The organism is Ferdinandcohnia sp. GQ5, assembly GCF_059759275.1.
Map to the genome: position 1 here is coordinate 77464 of NZ_JCAXEW010000007.1, position 24621 is coordinate 102084.

Consider the following 24621-nt stretch of genomic DNA (forward strand, 5'->3'; position numbering starts at 1 on the left):
GCGTGTCTGAAGTTTAGCTATCTTCGGACAAGCGAAGGTAAAATCAACGCCGGCGTGTCCGAAGTTTACCCATCTTCGGACTCGGGGTGGCACTTTACGCGCGGGCGTGTCCGAAGTTTACCTATCTTCAGACTCGGGGCGGCACTTTCCGCGTGGGCTTGTCCGAAGTTTAACCATCTTCGGACTCGGAGAGGTACTATCCGCGCGGCGTGTCCGAAGTTGAAGTAACTTCGGACAGTCGTTGAAGGGGATTCAGCTACTTTTCTTCGGCTCTTTTCCTCTTCATAAGCTCGATGAAGGGGATTCAGCAACTTTTCTTCAGCTCTTTTCCTCTTCATTCGCTCGTTGAAGGGGATTCAGCAACTTTTCTTCGGCTCTTTTCCTCTTCATTCGCTCAATGAAGGGGATTCAGCAACTTTTCTTCGGCTCTTTTCCTCTTCATACGCTCGATGAAGGGGATTCAGCAACTTTTCTTCGGCTCTTTTCCCCTTCATACGGCCGATGAAGAGGATTCGGCAACTTTTCTTCGGCTCTTTTCCTCTTCATTCGCTCGATGAAGGGGATTCAGCTACTTTTCTTCGGCTCTTTTCCTCTTCATAAGCTCGATGAAGGGGATTCAGCAACTTTTCATTTGCTCTTTTCTTCTTCATAAGCTCAATGAAGGGGATTCAGCAACTCTTCATCGGCTCTTTTCCTCTTCATACGCTCGATGAAGGGGATTCAGCAACTTTTCTTCGGCTCTTTTCCTCTTCATACGCTCAATGAAGGGGATTCAGCAACTTTTCTTCGGCTCTTTTCCTCTTCATACGCTCGATGAAGGGGATTCAGCAACTTTTCTTCGGCTCTTTTCCTCTTCATACGCTCGATGAAGGGGATTCAGCAACTTTTCTTCGGCTCTTTTCCTCTTCATTCGCTCGTTGAAGGGGATTCAGCAACTTTTCTTCGGCTCTTTTCCTCTTCATACGCTCGATGAAGGGGATTCAGCAACTTTCTTCGGCACTTTTCCTCTTCATACGCTCGATGAAGGGGATTCAGCAACTTTTCATCAACCCTTTTCCTCTTTAAACGCCGATGAAGCGAAGGCAATAGCAGCAGGGGTTGTCTATTGCATTTTCAAAATATACCCTTCTTTTTGTATCAAAAATAGTAAAAAAAGAGCGAACCTTAAAGGCACGCTCCATCAAAAATAGGATATTTTTAAACTCTAACTTAACCACCAATTCTTAGTTTCCCATTCATTCTTTTTAGGGTCCCCAGAATACTCATAGCCGCTAAATAGCTCGTCTTTGGATTTTCCGGGAGTGGATGATTCGTTATAGAGAATGTTGCTTCGCCAAACTCGCCTGTTATGTCCACTTGATGTATGTTCTTTTGGATATGCGGATCAGCCACAAGGCATACTCTTGTCTTTTCTATCCCAATCCCAGCTAGTGAAAGTAAAATAGAGATATTCATGTTTTTCGGAAATTGCTTAATTGCATCAATCGCTTTTCCTTCAAAAACAACCTTCGCTTCTTGGATGTCTTCATCAATGAGCGAGATGGCAGGTTTTCGAGTTGTCAACGAAACGCTACTCACTTTCCCTAGTGCGTGTGCATTTTGCAATAAGTCCAATCCGCCAATTGCACCAGACGGCAGATGAACGGAATACTTATGCTGTTTTACAGGATTACTAATTTCATTCAACAGTGTTTCATCTGCAAGTGCACCAACACTGATTACAACTACATCCTTTTTCTTGATAACTGACGGTAACAAGGACTTTACTGCCTGTATATTCGCTGCCTCCACAACAATATCGATTTCTGAATCAAGAAATGAGTTGAGATCAGTATACAATTTCACACCAAATTTTGACTCCAACAACCGATATTTTTCTGTATCCCGTACCAAAACGCTTTTAATACGCAGATTATCAAGTTGATTTTGATTGATTTCTTTCAATAAAAAGGTAGCAACTGCCCCCGCCCCAATTACACCGATATTCATAGTTTGCCTCCTTTCGTCTGTAATAGTTACCAGGAAAGACAATTAACCTCTTACTCTATCATAGGCAGTAAATGGTGCATTTTCCACGATAATGCCTTTCTATTGTTTACCTTCAATGGAAAAAGCGATTAAAAGATAAGCTACTAAGCTTCCTTTAACAAAAATAAAGCTTGTAAAGATTCAATGTCTTTACAAGCTTTTTTGATTACATTATAGATCATTCTCTAACACAAAGTTATCAAGCAGCGCACGTACTTCATCTGTTGATTTTGTACTCATCAATTGATTTCTTAACTCACTCGCCCCGCGAAATCCCTTGACATAAATCTTAAAAAAGCGACGTAGTTGTCCCAAAGAACGCGATTGTAAATGTGAATACTTGTCAAAAAGATCGAGATGCAATCTTAAAAGATCAAGCAATTCCTTACTGCTATGTTCTCTTGCCTCTTTTTCAAAGGCAAATGGGTTTGTAAAAATCCCGCGCCCAATCATAACCCCATCTACACCATATTGATTAGCAAGTTTCATGCCCGTTTGACGGTCAGGAATATCTCCATTAATCGTTAAAAGCGTGTCTGGAGCCACCTCGTCACGAAGTTTCTTGATTTCCGGAATCAACTCCCAATGCGCATCGACTTTGCTCATTTCCTCTCTTGTACGCAAATGAATGGATAAATTAACAATGTCCTGTTTCAAAATATGTGTTAACCAATCGCGCCATTCATCAACTTCCGCGCAACCAAGCCTTGTCTTCACACTAACAGGGAGTCCTCCCGCTTTTGCTGCTTGAATGATTTCAGCTGCAACTTCCGGACGGCGGATGAGACCGCATCCCTTTCCATTATCTACGACATTATCAACTGGACACCCCATATTGATATCGATCCCCCGAAATCCTTCTTCAGCCATACCCATACTCATTTTTTGAAAGTGTTCGGGCGTGTCTCCCCAAATGTGAGCCACGATTGGTTGTTCATCTTCAGTAAACGTCAAACGCCCGCGTACACTTTGCTGCCCCTCTGGATGACAATAACTATCCGTGTTAGTAAACTCTGTAAAAAACACATCAGGTCTGCCTGCTTTACTTACTACATGGCGGAAAACAACATCCGTCACATCTTCCATTGGTGCAAGTATAAAAAACGGCCTTGGTAGATCACGCCAAAAATTATCTTTCATAGTCAAACTCAAATCCTCTCTATATCAACACGAGGTCAAACTTTCATCCGAAAGTAACACTCAGAATGTTCATGCTTCATTTATAGCAATGGCATTCATAAATCCTTTTTATCAAACTATAATAACTTTAAAAATTATAAACTTTACTATATCAAATTTAAAGCGTAAAGAAAATCGGGTAAAAAAAGGTAGGTTTGGGAGGGGGTGTTCGAAGATACTGATTGGTTATTTACATCAATAAACTGGGGATATTAATGCATAGATTGCCTAGATAATAGACAACATTAATTATGCATTCATATCCTCCTATCTTTCAAATACCAACGGAAATTTGGTAGTTCCTCTAGTGGTTCTTATTCACCTGTTTCAGCAAATCGTTGAATTCTTTCACCAATTTGGTCACGCACTCGTTGGAACACTGCCCATTTCTCCTCTTCCATACCTTGAGCTTTCGCAGGATCATCGAATCCCCAATGATCACGTCTAACATGTGGTGGTGTCGTTGGACACTTATCAGCAGCATCTCCACATAAAGTTACGACAAAATCAGCATGGTTTAGGATTTCAGGGTCAATTATATCTGAAGTTTGATTGGAAATATCAATACCAATTTCGTTCATCGCTTTTACTGCATTAGGATTCAAACCATGCGCTTCAATTCCTGCACTTAATACGTCCCACTCTTCTCCTAGATACTTTTTCCCCCACCCTTCAGCCATTTGGCTTCTGCATGAGTTACCAGTACATAAAAAGTAAATTGTTTTTTTAGACATAAACGAAGTCTCCTTTGTTGTTTAATGAATAATAAGTAACCAGATATATAATCCAACTAGAGTAATGAACAAAGTCGGAATGGTTAAAATAATACCAGTCTTAAAGTATGTTCCCCACGAAATCTTAACACCTTTTTGTGAAAGTACATGTAGCCATAATAGCGTTGCAAGAGAACCAATTGGTGTAATTTTTGGACCTAAATCTGAACCAATAACATTCGCATAGATAAGAGCTTCTCTTATTACACCGCTTGTATTTGTATCTGCAATTGCTAGAGCATCTATCATGACAGTCGGCATGTTATTCATAACAGATGACAGAATCGCTGCAATGAATCCCATTCCGATTGTTGCCGCGAATAATCCTTGATCAGCTGTAAACTGAATTAGGTTTGCTAGGATATCTGTAAGCCCAACATTTCTTAACCCATACACAACTACATACATTCCTATTGAGAAAAACACGATAGCCCACGGAGCACCTTTTACTACTGTACGTGTATTCACGGCTGAACTTCTCCTAGCCATGAAGAGGAAGAAGATTGCCACGATACTTGCGATAATTGATACAGGAATTCCTGTAAATTCACTTGCAAAGTATCCAATAAGTAGTATCCCTAACACAATCCAAGATAATCTGAACATCTTCAGGTCACGAATCGCTTCTACTGGCTTTTTCAATTGAGTCATATCATAATTCTTTGGAATGCTCTTACGGAAAAATAGATATAAGACCAAAATACTTGCTGCTAACGAAAAGAGATTGGGAACAATCATTCTTGATGCAAACTCTGCAAAACCAATTCCAAAAAAGTCTGCTGAAACAATATTTACTAAGTTACTAACGACAAGTGGCAGAGATGTCGTATCTGCAATAAATCCACTAGCTATAATAAATGGGAATACCATTTTTTCATTGAAGTTTAGATTTCGAACCATCGCTAATACGATTGGAGTTAAAATTAATGCTGCTCCGTCGTTAGCAAAGAATGCAGCTACTAATGCACCTAAAATAGATACATACACAAACATTCGAACTCCATTTCCTTTCGCGGCTCTTGCCATGTGTAAGGCTGACCACTCAAAAAATCCGATTTCATCTAGTATTAATGAAATGATAATAATAGCAACAAACGCTAGAGTTGCGTTCCAAACAATGGATGTAACATCGATTACATCTTTAAAATCCACTACTCCAACGATTAGAGCTAAGACAGCTCCACCACATGCAGACCAACCAATGGATAAACCTTTAGGTTGCCATATAACCGAGACTAGTGTAATTAAGAAAATAACTGAAGCTAAAATTACTGATATCAATAGATAACCTCCTACTACTTACTTAGATGTATTAGAATACTCCTGTTGCATACTTAACAATCGCATTTAATAATTGCGATTTCTTGCAATTGATCGATAATAGACTGAATATATGGAGGTAAATCATCATTTAATCGATAATGTTTCCAAGTACCAGAGGGTCTTTCAAGAACAATTCCAGCATCCTTCAACTTTTTCAATTGTTGACTAACCGCTGGTTGAGAAATATTTAAAACATCGACAAAATCACAAACACATACTTCCCCTTTTTTAAGGCATGATAATAGCTTTAATCTGTTGGGGTCACTCACAGCTTTTAGCTGTTTAGCCATTAATTCAATGTTCTCCAAATCAGTCTTCTCCTTCCTACATAAAGATCCACCTATATAACCTTTTACTTATATAATATTTTGCTTATATAAAAATCGCAACTCTTATTTTAAATGCATATCAATCAATTACTAAACACGTCAAATCTATCTTTCCTAATTAGTATAAATGCCTTACATTCTTTGATTCACACTTGACCAATAATTTCTCTTTGATTTTGAGTAGATGCTTGCATATTGCATGATAAAAAATAACCAATCCATACATTTCAGACTGGTCATTACACATAAATTGCTTTCTCATCCTACTAAACTAACAGTTTCTCCATTGCCATTACATCAATAAATTGATCACCGATTTTCCCCTGATTTTTAAATATGCCTACTTCTCTATATCCACTTTTTTTATAAAGTCCTTGACCAAGTTTATTAAACGGAAAAGTAAATAAGACAATTTTGTGAAATGCGTTTTCCTTAGCCAACTTCTCGATTGTGGAAAGTAATTTTCCTCCTATACCTCTTCCACGATCATCTCTTCTAACATAGACAGATAAATCAGCAACCCCATCATATGCAGATCGACTATTATACTGATTAAGACTTGCCCATCCAACAATTTCTCCCTCAACTTCGGCAATTATGACCTTAAAACGTCCAGTATGTTGATGAAACCAGGCAAGCATAAAAGCCTTATCTTTTGTAGAAGTTTCCAAAGTTGCAATTCGATCCTCAATTCCCTCATTATAAATTGAAAGGATATCATCAATATCGTTAATAGAAGCGATGCGGATAATGATATTTCTCATAAAAAGTTTCCTCCCCAACAGCTCGGTTTTTCTTATAGAATATAACTTAAATACTTGTAATTTGAAACTGTAATTTTGTACAATCCCTCACTACATTTGTTACTAAATTAGACTTTAATAACCAGAGAGATAAAACAAAACTGCTAATGGGATATAAAATACTCATAAATCTCCAACAAAAAAACGAGAAAATGAATTCTCGTTTTTATCTAAATTATAACCATTCACCGTATTTTGGTAGACTGTCGTTTTGTGTATACTCATCTGTTTTTCGTAAAAGGTCAACAATTGTTGGCAAATCCAATTTTTCAATAAACTCTTCAATTGCAAGAACGCCTGAATGAGCTAATTCTTCACGATGTTCTTCAGATGTAATGAGTGGTGTTGGTAGATGGTCAGACGCTTGATCAAAGTATGAACCAATTGCCCCTGATTGCAGTGCATATTTACCAAGTGCATTTCCCGGGTTTTTACTCATGCCCTTTAACATACTCTGTACATCATAGGTTACTGAGTTTGACTCTGGAACATTCATCGGAACATCTTCTAATCTACCTAGTATTTTGTATGCCCCAATGCTAATATCATTGAATTTCTCCATAAACGAAAAACTTAAATCTTCAACACTATCAGTTGCTTTAATCATGTCAATATAAAGGATTGGTACTTTTGTTTCCTCAAAGAAATCACGAACCATTCCGCTTAATGTTATGTGTGCAGGACCATGACAAGTAACATATACCTGTCTTCTAAAACCCTGTTTTAAAAGTGATTTAGCTATTGCTTCTAAATATCTCATACCCTCTTTAACACTTATATTAACGGTCCCGCGAGCCATCGCTGTCCCACCAGCGAAGAAATAGGGCAGGTTGTGAAGAACGAGGCCATTTGTCGCCTCTGCCATTTTTAACGCAAGTGCTTCCGCAATTACCGTTTCCGTATCAAGCGGTAGTGCTCCGTGCGTTTCTGTTACACCAACAGGTACAAAAATCAGATCATTTTGTTGCAGGTATTCTTCAACTTCCCCGTTTGTGCATTTAGATAGGAACCGAGTTCTCATCGAATAACATCCCCCTTAAAAATTATTAATGTATATATTTAATAGATAAGTCATTGGTTTTATCAGTTTTGAGCTCTTCTTTCTTTTAATGTTCTATACATTTCTTGAGCTTTAGTGTTATTCAAGTTAAAGATTAACGCAATACCGATAATCATTAAGAGAAAAGACAAAATAGGTAATCCGTTATACATACGTAAAACACCTTCTGCTACTTCTTGAGTTTGAGAAGTTTGTCCAGAAACAAATCCGACCCAACCTAGAGCATAACTACCTAGTGCAGAACCAACACCCATTCCTACTTTACGTGAGAATGAATAAATGGAGTAAAGTGTTCCATCATATCGTTTGCCAGTTTGAAGTTCTGTAAAATCTAAACAATCTGTTACAAGTGCCCATACGATCATAACAAAAACCATATTTGCGATTGTTGCGATATTATAGGCTACTATATACACGTAAACATTCTCAATAATAAAAATGGTTAGGAGTGTAGAAGCTATTAAACTAAAGCTTGCCGTACTAATGACCATATTACGCTTACCAAACTTCTTAACTAACGTAGGGACAAAAATAAACAGTACCAGTGTAACTCCCATTTGTAAGAATGAGTTAATCGCAAATGCACCAGGATTTTTGTAGTATTCTGAGAACACAATTGCAGCTAATTGTGTAACACCATTAATCATAATTAATGAACCAACACTTGCTACCATCATCCCTAATAACTGTCGATTCTTTAAGGCAGCTTTTAAAGCATCAGTAAATTTGTAATCAGCTTTAGTACCAACTGGTCTGTCATCACGAATACGCTCTGTTGTTAATTTAACAAGTCCTGTATAAGCCAGAACAGAAAGAATACTGAATACGATAGAAATATAGAAAAACATTTCAGGCACTAGATTCCCAGATTTATCATAGATAAACATAGGGACAAACGATAAAAACCCGATTCCAACAACCATTCCACCAATAGAACGAGCACGAGATAATTTTGTACGTTCAATTGGATCATCTGTAATAACAGCCGCTAATGAACCATAAGGAATTGAATCAGCTGTGTATGCGATTCCATAGAATAGATAAACAAATACGACCCATACATGAATTGCCGTTGATGACCAACTTGAGACGTCTGCAAATGAAATTAAAATGGATGCTGCAAGTAACCATTTTGATATATTGATATAAGGTAAAAATTTATCACCACTTTTTCCTAATTTCCATCTATCAGGAATACTTCCCATCACAACATCTGTAAATGCATCAAATATTCGAGCAACTAAAAACAATGTTCCCATAAAATAAGGACTTACTCCCAATACTGAGGTGGTGAATAAAAGGAAAAACGAGCCGATGTAAAGGTTTGCAAAGCCACCACCAACATCCCCTAGCATATATCCAAATTGATCACGGAAACCAAATTTTCTAACCTGTTTCTTTTCCATGTTTTAACCCCCAATGTAAATGAAATAATGGATTTATTACTTTTAAATTTAATTTCAATGCTGCAATAACTTAACTTGAGAAGAGTAAGGCTTTAATTATCCAGATTTTCAACTTATGATGATATCTCATTATATTTGTTTACTATACAAACCAATAGTTTTAACTATTATCTATATACTAAACTTACTTCATCCTCCTTCATATTAATGAAAGCGTTTAAAATATTAATATATTAGAATTTTAACTCAAAATTCCGAATTACTTTTGCAATAATATTGCATCCTTTTACACTATCATTGCATTAAATAAAAAAAGCCTTTTATCAAACTTTTCAAATGATAAAAGGGCTTCACTTACTATTTTTTTGTTTATACTCTTTTGGGGTTACGCCTACTTCCTCTTTAAAAACGCGAGAAAAGTATTGTTGATTTTTAAAACCTACAATAAAGGTGATTTCTATCAATGTAAGATTAGAATTGATTAATAATTCCTTTGCTTCCTTAATCCTTACCAAATTTCGATAATGACTTATTGTCATCCCTTTTTCTTTTTTGAAAGCACGCATTAAGTGGGAAGAATGTACATGTAACTTTCGCGATATGTCCTCTATTGATATATCCTCTGAGAAGTTCATCTTTATAAAATGCTCAGCTTTTTCGGCAATTGATGCCTTTTCAAATTCGACAAAACGAATGGAAGGGTCAGAGTACTCCTCTAGCATTTTTTTATGAATCTCTTCTAGTTCAGGTGTAGACTTGGCATTCTCAATCATAATTGCGTATTTTTCAGAAAGGTAATGGCATTGCCATGCGCTCAAGCCACCTTTTTCTGCCGAATAGCTGTAGAGCGTATTATGCGATAATAATATGTTTTTAAATGCACGTAATTTATTCCTTGGAACTCTTTTAAAAATATCTAGAGTGTCAGTTTCTTCACTTAGAAACTCATTAAATTCACTTATGGATCGGACAACAGATTCCTGTTCTCCTTTTCGAATGGATTGTAATAATTCTTCCCGATATTTGTGTCCTGATTCAATAATTTCATGCTTTGTTTTATTCTTATCTAAATCATTGTTTATTTGATTTTCTGGGTCTTCCCTTTTCATTTTCCCATCCCCTCACTACAAATGGGCTAGTTGCCTTCTTTAAGATCAAAGTTGCTAGAACACTCCATTGTGTAAAATTACTTTTTTTCTAAATAGCCTGAAGAAAATACACCTTTATGCAGAACAGCAGTACGCTTCGGTAACCTTGCTACAGCTTCTGCTGAACAGCTGGAAGCTACGAGGACAGCAGTAGCTTCATCTCCAACCTTTGGCCAGATTTGATTTCCCTCTTTATCTAAAGGTGTAATGCCTCTAGTTGCTAGTGATAAAGCGCGTGATAAGTTATATTCATTGCTCCAACCATATAATTGTGCTGCAAGATGTGCTTTCTGAAGAATATCTCCAATCCCAAACGGTGACCAATGGTCTGTGATACTGTCATTCCCGAGAAGAACTTCTACTCCATGCTTTTGAAGTAGTGAAATCGGCATAATCATTTTACCGATCGGAACAGTTGAGGCAATTGAAATACCTAATGAGGCTAGGCGGTTTGCAAGCTCGATTCCTGATTCCTCCGACAATGAAGCTAGTGAGAATGCATGGCTAATTGTTACTTTTCCCTCTAGTCCAGCCTCTTCGGTTAAATCAGCCAATCTATTTATCGCTTTAATCCCTGTTTCCCCACCCTCATGAAGATGCATATCAATGCCTTTGTTATAGTCCACAGCGATTTGTACCATTGTTTCAAGGGACTTCTCCATGTTTCCATCAACAACGGTTGGATCAAGACCTCCTACATGTGTTACGCCAAGCTCCATTGCCTCTCGTAATAACCCATCTACATTGGAACGAAGCAATCCATGTTGAGGAAAAGCTACGATCTCATGTGAAATTTTATCTGAATAATTCTCTAAGGCAGCCTTTAATTTTTCGAGGTTTTTTAGCCCAACAGTTTGATCAATATTACAATGACTTCGAACATACGTTGAACCGTAGCTTAGGATTAACTCAACTAATTTTTCAGCACGCTCTTGTGCCGTTGGCAGTAGCTTTGGCAGTATTTCCTCCTCTAATTCAATCATGTCAAAAATACTTTTTCGATTTGCCCCAGACCTCCAAGGCCCCCCATAGTAGGTTTTATCTAAATGGATATGCATTTCCTTAAATGCCGGGAGGAGAAGCATTCCCATCGCATCATAGCAATCTATTTCTCTTCTATATGGTAGATGAGCATCTTGTATTTTCGTAATAATACCGTTTTCAATTTCGATATTTCGTAATTCTGTTTCAGTGGCGACAACTTGTCCATCTTCATACTTATATCCACTTTCTAATCGAACATTCAATAGCATATAGGAGTTCTTTTTATGTAGCTCTTCTTTGACCGTATTTCTAGCTTCCATTCGTGCATTCTCCTTTTTGTTCATCTATTATTTTTCTAGTAATTCGAGAGACTGTTCTTTGTGCAATTGGTATAAAGGATTAGTCGGATCAAGTTTGATTGCATTCTCAATTGCAGCAAGTGCTTCTTCGTGTCTTCCTAATGACCTTAGGCTGTTAGCCTTATGAAATGAGAAATCGTACCGATGTGGTTGGAGAGCTAAAAGCTTGTCCATCTCGTTGACAGCTTCCTCATGTCTGCTCAGTTCTCTCAAATAATTCGATTTATGGTATCGGTAAAAGGTTGCATGTGGATTGAGTTCACAAGCTTTATCATATTCAGCAAGTGCTTCTTCTGATCTTTTCATCAACCGCTTACAATTAGCTGTATAGAAATAAAAGTCTAAGTCGCTCGGATCTTTAGCTATGGCTATCTCAAACTGAACCAAAGCTTCTTCATACCTCTTTGCTTCTTGTAAAAAATACCCTTTATAAAAATATAAATCTATGTTTTCACTATCACTTTCAAGTTCATAGTCTATTGTAGTGATTGCCTCAAAGTACCTATCATTTTTATAGAATGATATTGCCTTTTCGATGCCTTCATTTCGCACTTTATAATCTTTGTTTAAGATGTTAACAACCTTTGATTGATTTAGGTCTTTTGCATGTTGAAGTGCGGACTTACCATCTCTATCAGGGAGGTTAACATCCGCCCCCGCTTCAACAAGAATTTGAATAATATCAGAATACAGACGGCCACCGTTTCCTAAAATGACAGCTTCTAATAAGGCCGTCCATCCTAAATCATTCACATGATTTACCGGGACACCAGCTTCCAGGCAAATTTGAACGGTTTTCAGGTACCCTTTTTCACTTGAAGGCAGTAAAGCTGTACCACCGAATCGATTTACACTTTTCAGGTCAGCTCCGTATTTCAGCATTATGCTTAATACTTCGTGAAATCCGTTTGCACCCGCGCAAATAAATGGAGTTAACTGATTAATGTCCCTTGTATTCACATCACTCCCTGCTTCTACTAACATTTGAACAATTGAAACATGATTTTTTTGTGTAGCCGCCATTAAAGCGGTTCTGCCATTTTTATCTTTATAATGAATGCTCGCTCCTTTTTGCAGGAAGCGCTCTACATTTTCCAATGATCCATTTTCACTTGCACGAATAAGGTTTTTATGTAAGGTTTGTGTTTGCATATATTAACTCCCTCAATAGCTTACTTGATTACTTTAATATCATTCATTTTTCTCATGCACGTAGGATCAATTCTTCCAATTCTTAAAATCCTCTAGATTTTATCACATTCAGGTGTTCAGTCAATAACAGATAGTGGTGAATACTTAAACAATTTATTTATTGGATGAATATGAGGCATATGCCCAACCCAAATAGGCTACTTTAGCATATCCTTTAGTGAAATAAATAAACAGGAGGGATTTGCTTTGAATAACGGTTATCCATATAACGCTTTACAAGAACCATTTTATCAGGAAATAATTGATGTCAATGATCAACGAATACGCCCCGGATTTGGATTCGGCAGACCAGGCTTTGGTTTTGGTAGACCTGGTTTTGGTAGACCAGGCTTTGGATTCGGCAGACCTGGTTTTGGGTTCGGTAGACCAGGCTTTGGATTAGGCTTTTTAGGCGGCTTAGCAACTGGTGCACTATTGACTCCAGGCCCGGGATTTGGTTATTACCCACCATACCCTTATTATTATCCGCCGTATCCACCATACTACCCGTACTATCCTTACTAAAACGTACAAATAAAATAGAAAAAACGGAGTGCCCATTTAGTAGCACTCCGTTTTTCCTTGAACTGATTTGTATTTTCCTGTATAAGAACTGCGTTTTCCAACTTCTTAATTAATTCTTCCTAGCACCGCAATAGGACTCTCAAGAACCCCTATTAAAATATTGATGTTGAAACATACACATTCTTATTGCATTATGATATTCACCGTCAACAAAAAACTCATCAATTAATTCTCCTTCAAATTGAAATCCAAGTTTTTGATAAATGTGAATCGCTTTTTCATTGGTTTTGTCCACGATTAAGTATAATTTATACATATTCAATACAGAAAACGCGTAGTCCATTGCGAGATAGGTTGCAGACTTCGCATATCCATGCCCTTGATGGTTGGGATCAATAATAATTTGGAATTCAACCCTACGATGAATATAATCAATTTCTACTAATTCAACTAGTCCCACCATTTCATCGCCTTTTTGTACAATAAATCTTCTTTCACCCTGATCATGAATATGCTTATCATATAAATCCTGCAATTCAACAAAAGACTCATATGGCTCCTCAAACCAATAGGACATGATGTTTGCATTTATATTTAATTTATGGACAAATCCTAAATCAACTCGTTCTAAAGGCCTTAATTTTACATCACTCATTACTATTCATCCTCCGAAACCTTCATTCAATCCTCTTAAAATAAAGTCTTTCCTTTTCTCCCACTTTTTGACCATTTTTTCTAAAAAATTCGGTGCTCACGCTAAAAGGCATTCCCCTATTTTGCTGCTGGAATCTATTTTGCTAGACACAAAAAGGCACTACAAAAAAAGCAGATGGTATAGAGTTTCTATATCAACTGCTTTTCTATTATGTGAGCTCCAACCACGCAAAAGCTACACGATAACTTGGCATTAATCGCGGGTGGGGTATAGGACAAACGACTAATTACGCATTAAAGCGCCATTAGGCTCTTGTATCTCTTGCTCTGAGATCTGGTTCATTTTACAAAAATGTTCAAAGAATTGTTGGGCTAGCTCTCTTTCCTTTGGATCACTTTTCAACGAAACAATATCAAGCAAAATTTGAGCCATCCATAAGTTATCAAAATAACGGTATTTCCCTGTATTCCATGTCATTTTATGAGGGTGCTTTTCATTCACGTAATATTTCCAGAAAAGCATCTGTTCTGACTCCTGTTCTGTGAGTTGGAGTCTGTAAGTTGAATGAGCCGGAATATATCCATCTTCACAAAGCTTACCGATAAAACCTTCCTTCACCATATAAACACCTAAGATACGTCTATCTTTTTCAGGCATGCTGGAATCTATTTCTGTTAACAAGACAGCACTATTTTGGTGCAGACGGATAGGTTTATTTGGCTTCCCTTTATTTGTACCACTCTTTATTTCACCTGAAAAAACCTTCCATTCTGATAAAGATTGATGCTGTTCTTCTGTGTCACACCAAAAGACCATTTGTGATTGTGGATGAAGTTTATGATTTTTCATAAGTTTTTCATATTCCAAGCGAAGTTCCATTTTTTTTCTTTGTCGTGCTCTTTCCTCTTCCTTCTTCCGTTCTTCCTCTTTTCGTTCCATTGCCTTTTTTTGTATTATTTTTTCTAGTGAATTGGCAATATTTTTATCATGCAGTTTTAGATGCTTTTCAAATACATCGGGGAAAACAAACTTTTTATTTTCAGATTCAAAATGGATTTCAATACTAGATTCATTATGCTCAACTATACTACCCAGGCCAAAACGATTGTGTGTAACTTTCTTATTAATTAGATTCATTATTCTAGTCCTCCTTGTAGAATAAAAAAACTCGGTTACTATTAGATAGTAAATTGATCATTTTATTCAACTAGCTTCCTTTCAATCCCACGTAAATGATTGATTTATTCTTCGATTGGTATCAATAACCAATTGTAAGATTATTGTAACATTTTTTTGAAAGTTTTTCAAATTTTCTTATTGACAACTTATTTTATCGTGAGGTAAAATGAAATTTTATATTCCGAAACCATTCGAAAAAGCTATAAAAAAGGGCTTCCCAAAAGTCTTATTACTTTTGGAAAACCCCTATATATGATCATCTGTTGTTAAGCGGAACGAGATAATAGAACCTCTAATAAATGATGGCTGTGGCACTACCCTCTGTATTTGATCGTTAGCCCTTTTAAAAAGTTTCTTGCGAAATTATCTCCGCATTCTTTATAGTTTTTATGTCCTTCTTTTCGTAATAATGCCCCTAGCTCACCTTTTGTTACCCTTAATCCTACATTATCAAAAATATCTAGCATATCCTCAGTCGTCAAAGCTAGTGCAATTTTGACTTTCTTTAAAAGAAGATTATTCATGTTCCCACTTGTCTTTAGAGTAGGTTCTGCTGGATTAGGCTGTCCTGGTTTAGGTTCCTGCACCCCTCTTTTGTAAATAATAAGGCCATTTAAGAATGAGTCTAACATACTGTGCGTACACTTTATTTGATCTTCATTCTCGTATTCATCCTCATCGTATGTCTTTGTGAGAATCTTTACTACCTCTGGTACCGATACCTCCGTGCCACCAAGTCTAAAAATCTCTGCCATTTCTTTATTTTTTAATTCCAATGCATATCTTAATCGGATTAAAATATCGTTATTATCCATCATTTGACCTCCTTTTTTTCTATTTAACTGTCAGTTACTTCTGTTCCGCTAGTTTTGTGAGGATTTCTTCACAAATTTCATGGGTTTTCAGTGCATCCCTAGCTGTAATTAATGGTACCGAATTTGTGCTGACCGCTTGAATAAAATTAGTTACCATTTGCTCAAAGCCTCTTTTAACCAAGGTTGGCTCCCAATCGCTGCTACGAACCTCACTGTTTTCCATACCTTTCGAAATAACTAAGTTGGATACGTTCATGACTGTTCGCTTTTCGAACGGACCCATAACTTGGGCCATTTCCTCGGTCGTCCCATTATCCCTGTTCATAATACCGACTGCCGTGCCGCCTTTTGATACAAATTGGATCACTACATGGTATAAGAGACCATTTTCCATACGACCGTTCACTATTAAATCTTCCATTGAGTGTGGAAATAAATACCTCATCGTATCCACTACATGAATAAAATCATCGAAAATAAACGTTCTCGGCTCTCCAGGAAGATTATGACGATTTTTCTGGACCACAACCATATTGGGGTGAGATACTTCCTTCAAACTGACATACGAAGGTGCAAACCTACGATTAAATCCAGCCATAAGAATGACCCCTCGGGCTTCTGCTAGTTCAACAAGCCGATGAGCACCTTCATAATTATCCGTGATTGGTTTGTCCACAAATACATGGATTCCGTGCTGTAGAAGCAACTTCACGATTTCTTCATGAGAAGATGTCGCTGAATGGACGAATGCTCCCGTAATCCCACTCTCAACCAAGGATTGGAGGCTGAAGTGAAAATGTTCAAACCTATGCTGGCTGGTAATTTCTCGTAACTTTTCTTGGTTTCTTGTGTAAAAGTGAAACTCAATCTCCTTTAATCCGCTATAAACAGGAAGATAAGCTTTTTGTGCAATATCTCCAAGTCCAATAACCCCCATTTTAATCACTATTAATCCCCCTCTTCGTCTATGTGTCATCGGTCACAGTGAAGACCCGATGAATATTTTAATAATGATAGTAAAACCGCAAACGATAAACAAGATTATACCATTTTAAAAAGCTGGAGACCTAATAGTAGTTAATCGAAAGTAAGAGCATACTGAAATCTAGCCTTTATAAAAATAACAATAGTAGTTATATCGCGACTCCAGATCTTCACCTTAGGAACATATAATCCAAGTAGTTTATTTGAAATAGATAAGACCATGAATTGTTAAAAAACCTTTTAACGAACTCATGGTCTTTCTACAAGTAGCCATCCGTTGATTATTTTGATACCTGCTGCACTCCAGTTTTCACTTCTGCTTATTCCTATACTTTGGTCCGAATTCCCTGAGTTTTATCTTCTAGCTATCATCTCGATTTCAACCTGTGCACCAAGAGGAAGTGATGACACTCCTATAGTTGTACGTGCAGGATATGGCTCAGAAAATTGTTTAGAATATACTTCATTCATCGCTGTGAAATTATCCATATTGGTTAAGAACACATTCACCTTTTGAACATGGTCAGGAGTTAATCCTGCTGCCTCCAATACATTGAAAAGGTTTTTAAAACATTGAGTTGTCTGTTCAACAATATCACCTTCTACAAGCTTTCCATTTTGTGAGTCTACTGGGGTTTGTCCAGATAGAAATAGTAAATCACCTGATTCAATTGCATGTGAATATGGACCAACAGCAACAGCTCCTGGTGCACTAAAAGCCTTTCTTGACATTTAAAACTCCTCCTTTTAAAACAAGATTTTTTTGTAAGATATTAACATCATACTCTCTACATTCCTCTTACCCTAACTAGAGAATCGACAGGGTTTCCTCTCTACCTGCTACTTTTATGAATCGGTTGTTCAACAATTAAAGTCATCCACCCTTTCTTATAATCCGCACAAATATTGCCATAATGAAGTTCAACGATTCTTTTTGAGATCGCAAGTCCTACCCCGTACCTTGGTTATCTTTCCTTGCTTTGTTTCCTCTAAAAAATAGTTCAAATAATTTTTTCACATCATCTACAGGAGCTTTTTCTACCCTATTTGATACTTTCAGTACTGCTTTGCCATGGTCAAAGGTGTTCTCAAATCATGGGATACATTATTGTTGACTTTCCGCTTCAGGTGGACGCTTTCCGCGGGCGTGGCTTGAGCCTCCTCAACGAAATGTGGAGGCGGCTTGCACAGAAACGAGAAAATTGCCGACTAAGAGGCGTATTTTGCCTCTTAAGGAGGAGTTGAAATTCTCGAGTTTCTAGCCACTGAAACTGGACACGTCGCTACTGCTCCTGCGGGTTCTCAAGTCTCACGCTTTTCCCGCTGGACATTGAATTTGCTTCTTTGAAATAACCCACGCACGAAGAAAATGTGAATACATTTTCGAGGAGTCGCCATCTTTCGCTCCAATCTACTAGGTTTGAACTTTATTATCAATAAACCAACAATTTTTTAGAAAAGAGCCTTCTAATAAAACATAAATTGTTTATCTACATAACCTGTATTTTCCCACCTCTCTGTATCAAAATATTCTTCACCTAGTTTTCACCATGTTAAATACGAAATTGATTGCCGGAGCACTAATCGGTTTTTGATATGGAACTATATAAAGGGATGCCCTTCTCTTTTATTAAACATTGAGTTTGAGCAACGAAGGATTTGACACTACTTAATGAATTTTAGAGATTTGAAACTTTTACGAATCCCTTTCGTAAATACATAGAAACCGGCTATTGTGAGGTGATAGTATGAGAGAGATTTTAAAAGGGATAGTTGCTGTACTCGTAGCCTTAGCTTTATGGGATGGAATTAAATACATATGGAATCTTCTGATTTAACATAACAAGAGACTGGGACAAAACCCTCCTTTGAAATGAAAAGGCCTGTGTTATTTACCATGAGTAAAATTTCACAGGCTTTGGTTTTTTCAAAATAAAAAATAAAATAAGGAAAATTAAGTTACCACACCAAATCAAACAGTGGTTTAGTTAAGTCTTTTCAAGGCTTCCTTTTTTTCTTCTTTTCTCCTTTTAGATTCTTTTACATAGTTAATGTAATTCCCTATTCCTTCTATTGCTGATACTGCAATGATGGCCCATTCTAGCGTATTTACATCACTTAGCGATTCCTTTCCGTAGAATAATGTAACGCTAGCGATAAACCCATAGAGAAGGGCTTTAAAAAAATACTCCCAAATAGGTGAATAATCTTCTATATTAATTCTTCCGTATACTTTGTCTATCAAGAATACAACTGCAAAAATAATAACAATCGTTATAATAAATTCCGACCCCATAGTTCCCTCCATAAAAAATTAGTACAAATGCATCATATAGAAATTCTTCAAAAATATCTTTAATCCTCTTATATAACAAAAAAGAACGAATTCCACTAATGGAAATTCGTTCTATTCGTTATAGTAATTCTAAAAACGCGACCGCTCTTTATGTAGAAATGTCTTACACTGTTTTATATTTAGGCTGTTTTCGCAAACTTTGTTGTTTATTATGATTGTTCCGCTTCATGTGGACGCTTTCCCCGCGGGGGTCGCCACCTGCTCCAATCTACTAGGTTTACACATTTATTTTTGAAATCAACAATCTTTTAGAAATGAGCCTTATTTTTTCACTAAAATCGCTGCATTACGCTGATTAAATTTATCATTATGTGAAGAAACCATGGCATAACTCGCCGCATCTGGCTCAATGAATTTCTTCGCACTATTTACAGCTAAAACTGCATCATTAAAGGTCCCGACTAATAAGTAGACTTTATCTGTATAGGATACAATATCGCCTACCGCGTATATCCCAGGTATCGATGTTTTACATTGCCCTTCACTTTCAAATTGCTTATATTCATTTCGTACGGGTGCAATAGAATCACAGAATTCTAGTGAAACTTCCCGATTATAACCGTGACAGACTAATACTTCGTCCATTGTTATTTCATATTCCGTATCATTTTCTTTTAATAAAACACGGTCAATAGCCGTCTTATTTTCATTTGAAATGAGCTTCACTATTTCTGTATGTAATTTAATTTCTACACCGTTCTCTACTAATTTTTTTATTTGTGATTCATGTGCTTTTAATTCATCACTACGGTAAATAATTGTTAGCTTTTTTGCGACTTGCAATAGTTCAACAGCCCAATCAATAGCCGCATTTCCTCCGCCCGATATTAAAATATCTCGATTTCTAAAGCGCTCGATGCCGTTAATTGTGTAGTGAAGGTTAGTCATTTCAAACTTTTCTGCTCCTTCAAGCTCCAACTTAATTGGCTCGTAGATGCCCCCGCCAATTGCTATAATAATAGATTTTGAATAATGCTTCTCCCCTGTATTTGTTGAAATAATAAAATATTCTTCCTCTTTATCAATCCGGTCAACTTTTTGACTTAAACATATGGTCGGTTCAAATGTCATAGCTTGTGCGATTAAATTTTCCACAAATTGATGGCCCAGAATTGGTGGTTGACCACCTACATCCCAAAGTACTTTTTCTAAAAAGATATTTACTTTTCCACCTAAATAGGAATGATATTCGATAATTTTTGTTTTCATGTCTCGCATACCACTATAAAAAGCACTATATAGTCCGGCAGGTCCACCACCTATAATCGTCACATCATATATTTCCATTTGGAACACTCCATTTTGTTTATGAATTTAAATGAGAACTCTTATCAACTAGATTAACGAATCCTGTTTTGAAAGTCAATTGTAATTGATAATAATTCTCAGAAAAGTTATTGACATATGAAAAAAAGTAAGCGTATTATAAATTTATACAAATGATAATGAAAATCTTTATCATTTAACCGGAAAATAAAAAAACTAATTAACAAAGTGAGGCTAATTATAATGAAGAAGCTATTATTTATTATTACTTCTATTTTTATTTTATTTCTAGCGGCTTGTGCCAACGAAAGCACAACCAATGAAGAGGCAACCACTGATAAAGAAAGCGATAGTCAGTATCCAATCGTCATTAAACATGCATTTGGTGAAACAACAATTGAGGAAAAACCCGAACGAGTTGCAACAGTAGCCTGGGCAAACCATGATGTAGTGTTAGCACTTGGTATAGTACCAGTAGGTTTCTCTGCTGCAAACTACGGGATCCAAGATGATTCTGGTTTATTACCATGGACTGCTGATAAATTAAAAGAGCTAGGTGAAGAAAATCCAACCGTATATCAAGATACTGACGGTTTAGATTTTGAAGCAATTGCTGATAGTAATCCAGATGTAATCCTTGCTGCATATTCAGGTATTACAGAAGAAGAGTACGATACTTTAAGCCAAATTGCTCCAGTAGTTCCGTATGAAGAAACTCCATGGGTAACACCTTGGCGCGACCAAGTATTATTAAACGCTAAAGGTATGGGTATGGAAGAAGAAGGTAAGAAATTAGTTGCGGATACAGAAAAGTTAATTGCTGATAAAGCAAACGAGTACTCTAGTATTAAAGGCAAAAAAGCTGCATTCGGTATGTTTAACACAGCTGACTTATCAAGTTTCTATATTTATACACCTGCAGACCCACGTGGTGAATTCTTATCGGATTTGGGTATGGAATATCCTGAAGGTATTAAAGAATTAATTACTGATGACAGCTTCTACATTCAAGTAAGTGCTGAAAATGCAGATGCATTAAACGACACTGAACTATTTATTACTTATGGTAACAAGGATACATTAGCTGCTTTACAAGCAAATCCAATTTTGGGGAAAGTGCCTGCAATTGCTGCTGGTAACATCGTAGTTATAGAAGACAACACACCATTAGCAGCTGCTGGTAACCCAAACCCACTTTCAATTCAATATACAATTGATGAATACTTAACTTTAATCTCAGACGTAGCGAAGAATATTAAGTAGTCATGAAACAGTTGAATGTTGCTATGGAGAAGCAATTTTTCCGGCCAAAGAATTTAGGGAAGTTAACAATTATTCTTTTCATTCTTTTACTATTATCAATCATTGCTTCTATAGCTTTTGGCTCTCGTTCAATTGGGTGGTCGATAATTCTGGATGGATTATTCCATCCAGAATTAAACGATCATGAATCTAGTGTTGTTCGTCAACGTGTTGTACGAACTATTTTTAGTTTTATGTGTGGTGCTGCATTAGGTGTATCTGGGGCATTAATGCAATCAGTCACGCGAAACCCGATTGCCGATCCAAGTATTTTAGGAGTTAATACAGGTGCTGCATTATTTGTCGTTAGTGGCATTGCCTTTTTAAATATTAGCTCTCCAAGTGAATATGTCTGGTTAGCTATAGCAGGTGCGATTCTTACTGCTATTTTTGTGTTTACAATTGGTTCTCTTGGTTATAACGGCGCTACGCCTTTAAAACTCGTCTTAGCTGGCGCTGCAACAAGTGCTATCTTCTCATCACTCGTAACAGCGATTATGATTCCTCGACAAAATGTTATGGATCAATTCCGTTTTTGGCAAGTTGGAAGCGTTGGAGCTGGTACATGGGATAGTATTCAATTACTTCTACCCTTCTTAGTTGTAGGTATAATACTTGCTATTTTAACTGCACCTGCACTAAATGCGATGGCATTAGGGGATGAGGTAGCGACAGGATTAGGTGCTAAAACAGGGACGATTCGTTTAGTCTCTGCTTTTGCTGGCGTATTACTTTGTGGGGCTGCGACAGCCTTTGCGGGACCAATTGGATTTATTGGTCTATTAGCAACTCATGTCATTCGCTTAATGATTGGGCCAGATTTGCGCTTTGTCATTCCTCTTTCCGCCTTATCTGGTGGGATTATTTTAACCATATCCGATGTTGTAGGACGTGTGATCGCTCGTCCTGGAGAAGTAGAGGTTGGGATATTAACAGCCTTTATTGGCGCACCAATTTTAATTTATATTACGATGAAAGCGAAAATGCGTAGCCTATGATGAACAATGAGACTTTACAAACCATTATTCAATCAAGATCAAAACGTAAACGTCGTTATATTGCGACGATGGTTATCTTAATAATAATTGCCCTTGGATTATGTTGTGCCATGCTCATGCTTGGAAATACGATTTATCCAGTGAAAGATGTCATAGCCGTTTTATTAGGTGAAGATGTTAAGGGGGCAAGTTTTACCGTTGGAACATTACGTTTTCCTCGTTTGTTAGCTGGTCTCCTTGCTGGATTTGCATTTGGAGTTGGGGGTTATGTTTTCCAAACAATGCTGCGAAACCCATTAGCAAATCCAAATGTTATCGGTATTACAACGGGATCAAGTGCAGCAGCTGTATTTTGTATTGTCGTCCTACATGCAAGTAACACAATGATTTCAATTGCTTCAGTTGTAGGTGGATTATTGACAGTTGCGGTTTTATATATTTTGTCGAAAAGTTCTTCTTTCTCAATTGGACGATTAATTTTAATTGGAATCGGGATTCAAGCAATGTTAAATGCCTTTATCTCTTATTTAATGTTAATAGCAAAAACATATGATTTACCGACTGCTCTTCGATGGCTGAGTGGAAGCTTAAACGGCGCAAAAGTTGAAACTATAATGCCTTTACTTATTCTTATAGTCATTTGTACACCGATACTTATCTATTTTTCAAATCATTTGGAAATGTTAGAGCTCGGTGAACAAGCAGCTACATCTTTAGGTGTTTCAACAAATCAAGTTCGTATCATTTTATTAATATCAGCTGTACTGGTTATTGCCTTAGCAACTGCAACAACAGGACCGATTGCCTTTATTTCATTTTTAGCTGGCCCAATTGCCAGACGTATTGTCGGAGTCGGATTCTCTGCACTTATACCTTCAGGGTTAATTGGTGTAATCTTGGTACTTGCAGCAGATTTAATCGGGCAATTTGCTTTTGAGACACACTATCCAGTTGGTGTTATTACAGGGATTATTGGAGCACCTTATTTAATTTTCTTACTAATCAAGTTGAATCGAAAGGGGAATATTTAATGTCTCATACATTACAGACTAAAAACTTACATTCTGGCTATGACCAAAATCTCATTTTAAAGGATGTAAACCTCTCGATTCCTAAAAATAAAATTAGCATTATTATCGGTTCAAATGGCTGTGGAAAATCGACCTTATTAAAAACAATGGCTCGGTTATTAAAACCATCGGATGGCGATGTGTACTTAGATAACAAATCAATTTATGAAATTCCGTCTAAAAAGCTTGCTCGTACGGTTGGACTTTTGCCTCAGTCCCCTATTGTTCCAGAAGGTATTACCGTTGCTGATTTAGTTGGCCGTGGGCGATTTCCGCATCAATCGATGTTTTCAAGTTGGTCAAAAAAGGATTACGAAGCCGTTGCAACAGCTCTTGATATGATGAATATCGCTGAATTTAGCGATCGTCATATTGATGAATTATCAGGTGGACAACGCCAACGTGTATGGATTGCGATGGCATTAGCTCAGCAAACCGATATTTTATTTTTAGATGAGCCAACAACCTATTTAGATATCACTTATCAAGTAGAAATTTTAGATTTATTGAAGGACTTAAATGAAAAGTATGGGACAACAATTGTCATGGTGCTTCATGATATTAACCTTTCAGCACGTTATGCGGATTATTTATTTACCGTAAAGAATGGGAAACTGATTGCTGAAGGCTCGCCAAATGACATTATCACGAGCGAACTGATTAAAGAAACCTTTAATTTAGATTGCCATATCATAAATGATCCCATTTCTAACACACCACTTGTCCTTCCAATAAGTCGATTTCATAAATAATAAATTATAAGAAAGTAGAATTTGAGGTCGTCTCAAATCCTACTTTTTTTTACTATAGTTTTATGGCTCCCAAAATAATATAAATGCAGCAAGTAGCTTGAGTGTATATGGCAACACATGAGGTGCTAATTATAGC

23 protein-coding genes and 1 pseudogene are annotated in these 24621 nt (G+C 36.9%); 5 read left to right on the forward strand and 19 right to left on the reverse strand.

Annotated elements, in window-relative coordinates:
* Positions 1-1209: 1209 nt before the first annotated feature.
* From nadX to AC6CHV_RS10325, 11 genes are all read right to left on the reverse strand, one after another.
* Complete coding sequence (nadX, locus tag AC6CHV_RS10275) at positions 1210-1989, reverse strand: aspartate dehydrogenase (protein WP_498078830.1); 780 nt, start codon at positions 1987-1989, stop codon at positions 1210-1212.
* A 210-nt stretch (positions 1990-2199) separates the two neighbouring features.
* Positions 2200-3168 (reverse strand): tRNA-dihydrouridine synthase, encoded by a 969-nt coding sequence (locus AC6CHV_RS10280; RefSeq protein WP_498078918.1) that lies wholly within the window; start codon positions 3166-3168, stop codon positions 2200-2202.
* A gap of 353 nt (positions 3169-3521) precedes the next feature.
* Complete coding sequence (gene arsC / locus AC6CHV_RS10285) at positions 3522-3941, reverse strand: arsenate reductase (thioredoxin) (protein WP_341330028.1); 420 nt, start codon at positions 3939-3941, stop codon at positions 3522-3524.
* A 21-nt stretch (positions 3942-3962) separates the two neighbouring features.
* Positions 3963-5261 carry an arsenic transporter gene (locus AC6CHV_RS10290; protein WP_440273157.1) on the reverse strand — a complete coding sequence of 433 codons (1299 nt, stop codon included), beginning with the start codon at positions 5259-5261 and terminating at the stop codon, positions 3963-3965.
* Between the two features lie 53 nt (positions 5262-5314).
* Positions 5315-5611 carry an ArsR/SmtB family transcription factor gene (locus AC6CHV_RS10295; RefSeq protein ID WP_180271344.1) on the reverse strand — a complete coding sequence of 99 codons (297 nt, stop codon included), beginning with the start codon at positions 5609-5611 and terminating at the stop codon, positions 5315-5317.
* A 287-nt stretch (positions 5612-5898) separates the two neighbouring features.
* Positions 5899-6396, reverse strand: coding sequence for an arsinothricin resistance N-acetyltransferase ArsN1 family A (locus AC6CHV_RS10300; protein ID WP_498078831.1), 498 nt, complete (start codon positions 6394-6396; stop codon positions 5899-5901).
* A 214-nt stretch (positions 6397-6610) separates the two neighbouring features.
* Positions 6611-7456, reverse strand: a complete 846-nt coding sequence (locus tag AC6CHV_RS10305; RefSeq protein ID WP_498078832.1) for a creatininase family protein — start codon at positions 7454-7456, stop codon at positions 6611-6613.
* Between the two features lie 62 nt (positions 7457-7518).
* The gene (locus AC6CHV_RS10310) at positions 7519-8901 is read right to left on the reverse strand and encodes a glycoside-pentoside-hexuronide (GPH):cation symporter (RefSeq protein WP_121446977.1); all 1383 of its coding nucleotides are present in this window, start codon (positions 8899-8901) and stop codon (positions 7519-7521) included.
* Between the two features lie 350 nt (positions 8902-9251).
* A complete protein-coding gene (locus AC6CHV_RS10315; protein WP_121446978.1) occupies positions 9252-10010 on the reverse strand; it encodes a helix-turn-helix domain-containing protein in 759 nt (252 codons plus the stop codon).
* 77 nt (positions 10011-10087) lie between these two features.
* Complete coding sequence (locus AC6CHV_RS10320; protein ID WP_498078833.1) at positions 10088-11353, reverse strand: amidohydrolase; 1266 nt, start codon at positions 11351-11353, stop codon at positions 10088-10090.
* Positions 11354-11380: 27 nt separating this feature from the next.
* Positions 11381-12544, reverse strand: a complete 1164-nt coding sequence (locus AC6CHV_RS10325; protein ID WP_498078834.1) for an ankyrin repeat domain-containing protein — start codon at positions 12542-12544, stop codon at positions 11381-11383.
* 246 nt (positions 12545-12790) lie between these two features.
* Between AC6CHV_RS10325 and ymaG the strand changes: the two genes are divergently transcribed.
* On the forward strand, positions 12791-13108 hold the full coding sequence (gene ymaG, locus AC6CHV_RS10330) for an inner spore coat protein YmaG (RefSeq protein ID WP_246006420.1): 318 nt from the start codon (positions 12791-12793) through the stop codon (positions 13106-13108).
* 139 nt (positions 13109-13247) lie between these two features.
* Here the strand turns inward: ymaG and speG are convergent, their stop codons facing one another.
* From speG to AC6CHV_RS10370, 8 genes and pseudogenes are all read right to left on the reverse strand, one after another.
* A complete protein-coding gene (gene speG, locus AC6CHV_RS10335) occupies positions 13248-13763 on the reverse strand; it encodes a spermidine N1-acetyltransferase (RefSeq protein ID WP_121446981.1) in 516 nt (171 codons plus the stop codon).
* 282 nt (positions 13764-14045) lie between these two features.
* Positions 14046-14900 carry a malate synthase gene (locus tag AC6CHV_RS10340; protein WP_121446982.1) on the reverse strand — a complete coding sequence of 285 codons (855 nt, stop codon included), beginning with the start codon at positions 14898-14900 and terminating at the stop codon, positions 14046-14048.
* 356 nt (positions 14901-15256) lie between these two features.
* Positions 15257-15757 (reverse strand): YehS family protein, encoded by a 501-nt coding sequence (locus AC6CHV_RS10345; RefSeq protein ID WP_440272597.1) that lies wholly within the window; start codon positions 15755-15757, stop codon positions 15257-15259.
* 34 nt (positions 15758-15791) lie between these two features.
* Positions 15792-16694: a Gfo/Idh/MocA family protein gene (locus AC6CHV_RS10350; protein WP_440272660.1), complete on the reverse strand. Its 903-nt coding sequence runs from the start codon at positions 16692-16694 to the stop codon at positions 15792-15794.
* 401 nt (positions 16695-17095) lie between these two features.
* Positions 17096-17473 carry a RidA family protein gene (locus AC6CHV_RS10355; RefSeq protein ID WP_341330016.1) on the reverse strand — a complete coding sequence of 126 codons (378 nt, stop codon included), beginning with the start codon at positions 17471-17473 and terminating at the stop codon, positions 17096-17098.
* Between the two features lie 101 nt (positions 17474-17574).
* Positions 17575-17810 (reverse strand): annotated as a pseudogene (locus AC6CHV_RS10360) (ATP-binding protein); the annotation flags it as partial.
* Between the two features lie 915 nt (positions 17811-18725).
* A complete protein-coding gene (locus tag AC6CHV_RS10365; protein ID WP_440272598.1) occupies positions 18726-19037 on the reverse strand; it encodes a hypothetical protein in 312 nt (103 codons plus the stop codon).
* A 321-nt stretch (positions 19038-19358) separates the two neighbouring features.
* On the reverse strand, positions 19359-20384 hold the full coding sequence (locus tag AC6CHV_RS10370; RefSeq protein WP_121446986.1) for an NAD(P)/FAD-dependent oxidoreductase: 1026 nt from the start codon (positions 20382-20384) through the stop codon (positions 19359-19361).
* 222 nt (positions 20385-20606) lie between these two features.
* On the opposite strand from AC6CHV_RS10370, the gene AC6CHV_RS10375 reads away from it, so the two are divergent.
* From AC6CHV_RS10375 to AC6CHV_RS10390, 4 genes are read left to right on the forward strand one after another with little or no spacing between them, the layout of a single operon-like run.
* Positions 20607-21626, forward strand: coding sequence for an ABC transporter substrate-binding protein (locus AC6CHV_RS10375; RefSeq protein ID WP_498078835.1), 1020 nt, complete (start codon positions 20607-20609; stop codon positions 21624-21626).
* Positions 21627-21649: 23 nt separating this feature from the next.
* The gene (locus AC6CHV_RS10380; RefSeq protein ID WP_498078836.1) at positions 21650-22663 is read left to right on the forward strand and encodes an iron chelate uptake ABC transporter family permease subunit; all 1014 of its coding nucleotides are present in this window, start codon (positions 21650-21652) and stop codon (positions 22661-22663) included.
* Positions 22663-23694, forward strand: a complete 1032-nt coding sequence (locus AC6CHV_RS10385; protein ID WP_498078837.1) for an iron chelate uptake ABC transporter family permease subunit — start codon at positions 22663-22665, stop codon at positions 23692-23694. Before AC6CHV_RS10380 ends, AC6CHV_RS10385 begins: the two co-directional genes overlap by 1 nt.
* Positions 23694-24485, forward strand: a complete 792-nt coding sequence (locus tag AC6CHV_RS10390; protein ID WP_498078838.1) for an ATP-binding cassette domain-containing protein — start codon at positions 23694-23696, stop codon at positions 24483-24485. The genes AC6CHV_RS10385 and AC6CHV_RS10390 overlap by 1 nt, the downstream gene beginning before the upstream one ends.
* Positions 24486-24621: the final 136 nt, after the last annotated feature.

What these genes read in the sequence shown, in the direction of transcription:
- nadX (WP_498078830.1), bottom strand. Translation starts at nt 1,989, where the DNA reads ATGAATATCGGTGTAATTGGGGCGGGGGCAGTTGCTACCTTTTTATTG.
- AC6CHV_RS10280 (WP_498078918.1), bottom strand. Translation starts at nt 3,168, where the DNA reads ATGAAAGATAATTTTTGGCGTGATCTACCAAGGCCGTTTTTTATACTT.
- arsC (WP_341330028.1), bottom strand. Translation starts at nt 3,941, where the DNA reads ATGTCTAAAAAAACAATTTACTTTTTATGTACTGGTAACTCATGCAGA.
- AC6CHV_RS10300 (WP_498078831.1), bottom strand. Translation starts at nt 6,396, where the DNA reads ATGAGAAATATCATTATCCGCATCGCTTCTATTAACGATATTGATGAT.
- AC6CHV_RS10305 (WP_498078832.1), bottom strand. Translation starts at nt 7,456, where the DNA reads ATGAGAACTCGGTTCCTATCTAAATGCACAAACGGGGAAGTTGAAGAA.
- AC6CHV_RS10310 (WP_121446977.1), bottom strand. Translation starts at nt 8,901, where the DNA reads ATGGAAAAGAAACAGGTTAGAAAATTTGGTTTCCGTGATCAATTTGGA.
- AC6CHV_RS10315 (WP_121446978.1), bottom strand. Translation starts at nt 10,010, where the DNA reads ATGAAAAGGGAAGACCCAGAAAATCAAATAAACAATGATTTAGATAAG.
- AC6CHV_RS10320 (WP_498078833.1), bottom strand. Translation starts at nt 11,353, where the DNA reads ATGGAAGCTAGAAATACGGTCAAAGAAGAGCTACATAAAAAGAACTCC.
- AC6CHV_RS10325 (WP_498078834.1), bottom strand. Translation starts at nt 12,544, where the DNA reads ATGCAAACACAAACCTTACATAAAAACCTTATTCGTGCAAGTGAAAAT.
- speG (WP_121446981.1), bottom strand. Translation starts at nt 13,763, where the DNA reads ATGAGTGATGTAAAATTAAGGCCTTTAGAACGAGTTGATTTAGGATTT.
- AC6CHV_RS10340 (WP_121446982.1), bottom strand. Translation starts at nt 14,900, where the DNA reads ATGAATCTAATTAATAAGAAAGTTACACACAATCGTTTTGGCCTGGGT.
- AC6CHV_RS10345 (WP_440272597.1), bottom strand. Translation starts at nt 15,757, where the DNA reads ATGGATAATAACGATATTTTAATCCGATTAAGATATGCATTGGAATTA.
- AC6CHV_RS10350 (WP_440272660.1), bottom strand. Translation starts at nt 16,694, where the DNA reads ATGGGGGTTATTGGACTTGGAGATATTGCACAAAAAGCTTATCTTCCT.
- AC6CHV_RS10355 (WP_341330016.1), bottom strand. Translation starts at nt 17,473, where the DNA reads ATGTCAAGAAAGGCTTTTAGTGCACCAGGAGCTGTTGCTGTTGGTCCA.
- AC6CHV_RS10365 (WP_440272598.1), bottom strand. Translation starts at nt 19,037, where the DNA reads ATGGGGTCGGAATTTATTATAACGATTGTTATTATTTTTGCAGTTGTA.
- AC6CHV_RS10370 (WP_121446986.1), bottom strand. Translation starts at nt 20,384, where the DNA reads ATGGAAATATATGATGTGACGATTATAGGTGGTGGACCTGCCGGACTA.
- AC6CHV_RS10375 (WP_498078835.1), top strand. Translation starts at nt 20,607, where the DNA reads ATGAAGAAGCTATTATTTATTATTACTTCTATTTTTATTTTATTTCTA.
- AC6CHV_RS10380 (WP_498078836.1), top strand. Translation starts at nt 21,650, where the DNA reads ATGGAGAAGCAATTTTTCCGGCCAAAGAATTTAGGGAAGTTAACAATT.
- AC6CHV_RS10385 (WP_498078837.1), top strand. Translation starts at nt 22,663, where the DNA reads ATGAACAATGAGACTTTACAAACCATTATTCAATCAAGATCAAAACGT.
- AC6CHV_RS10390 (WP_498078838.1), top strand. Translation starts at nt 23,694, where the DNA reads ATGTCTCATACATTACAGACTAAAAACTTACATTCTGGCTATGACCAA.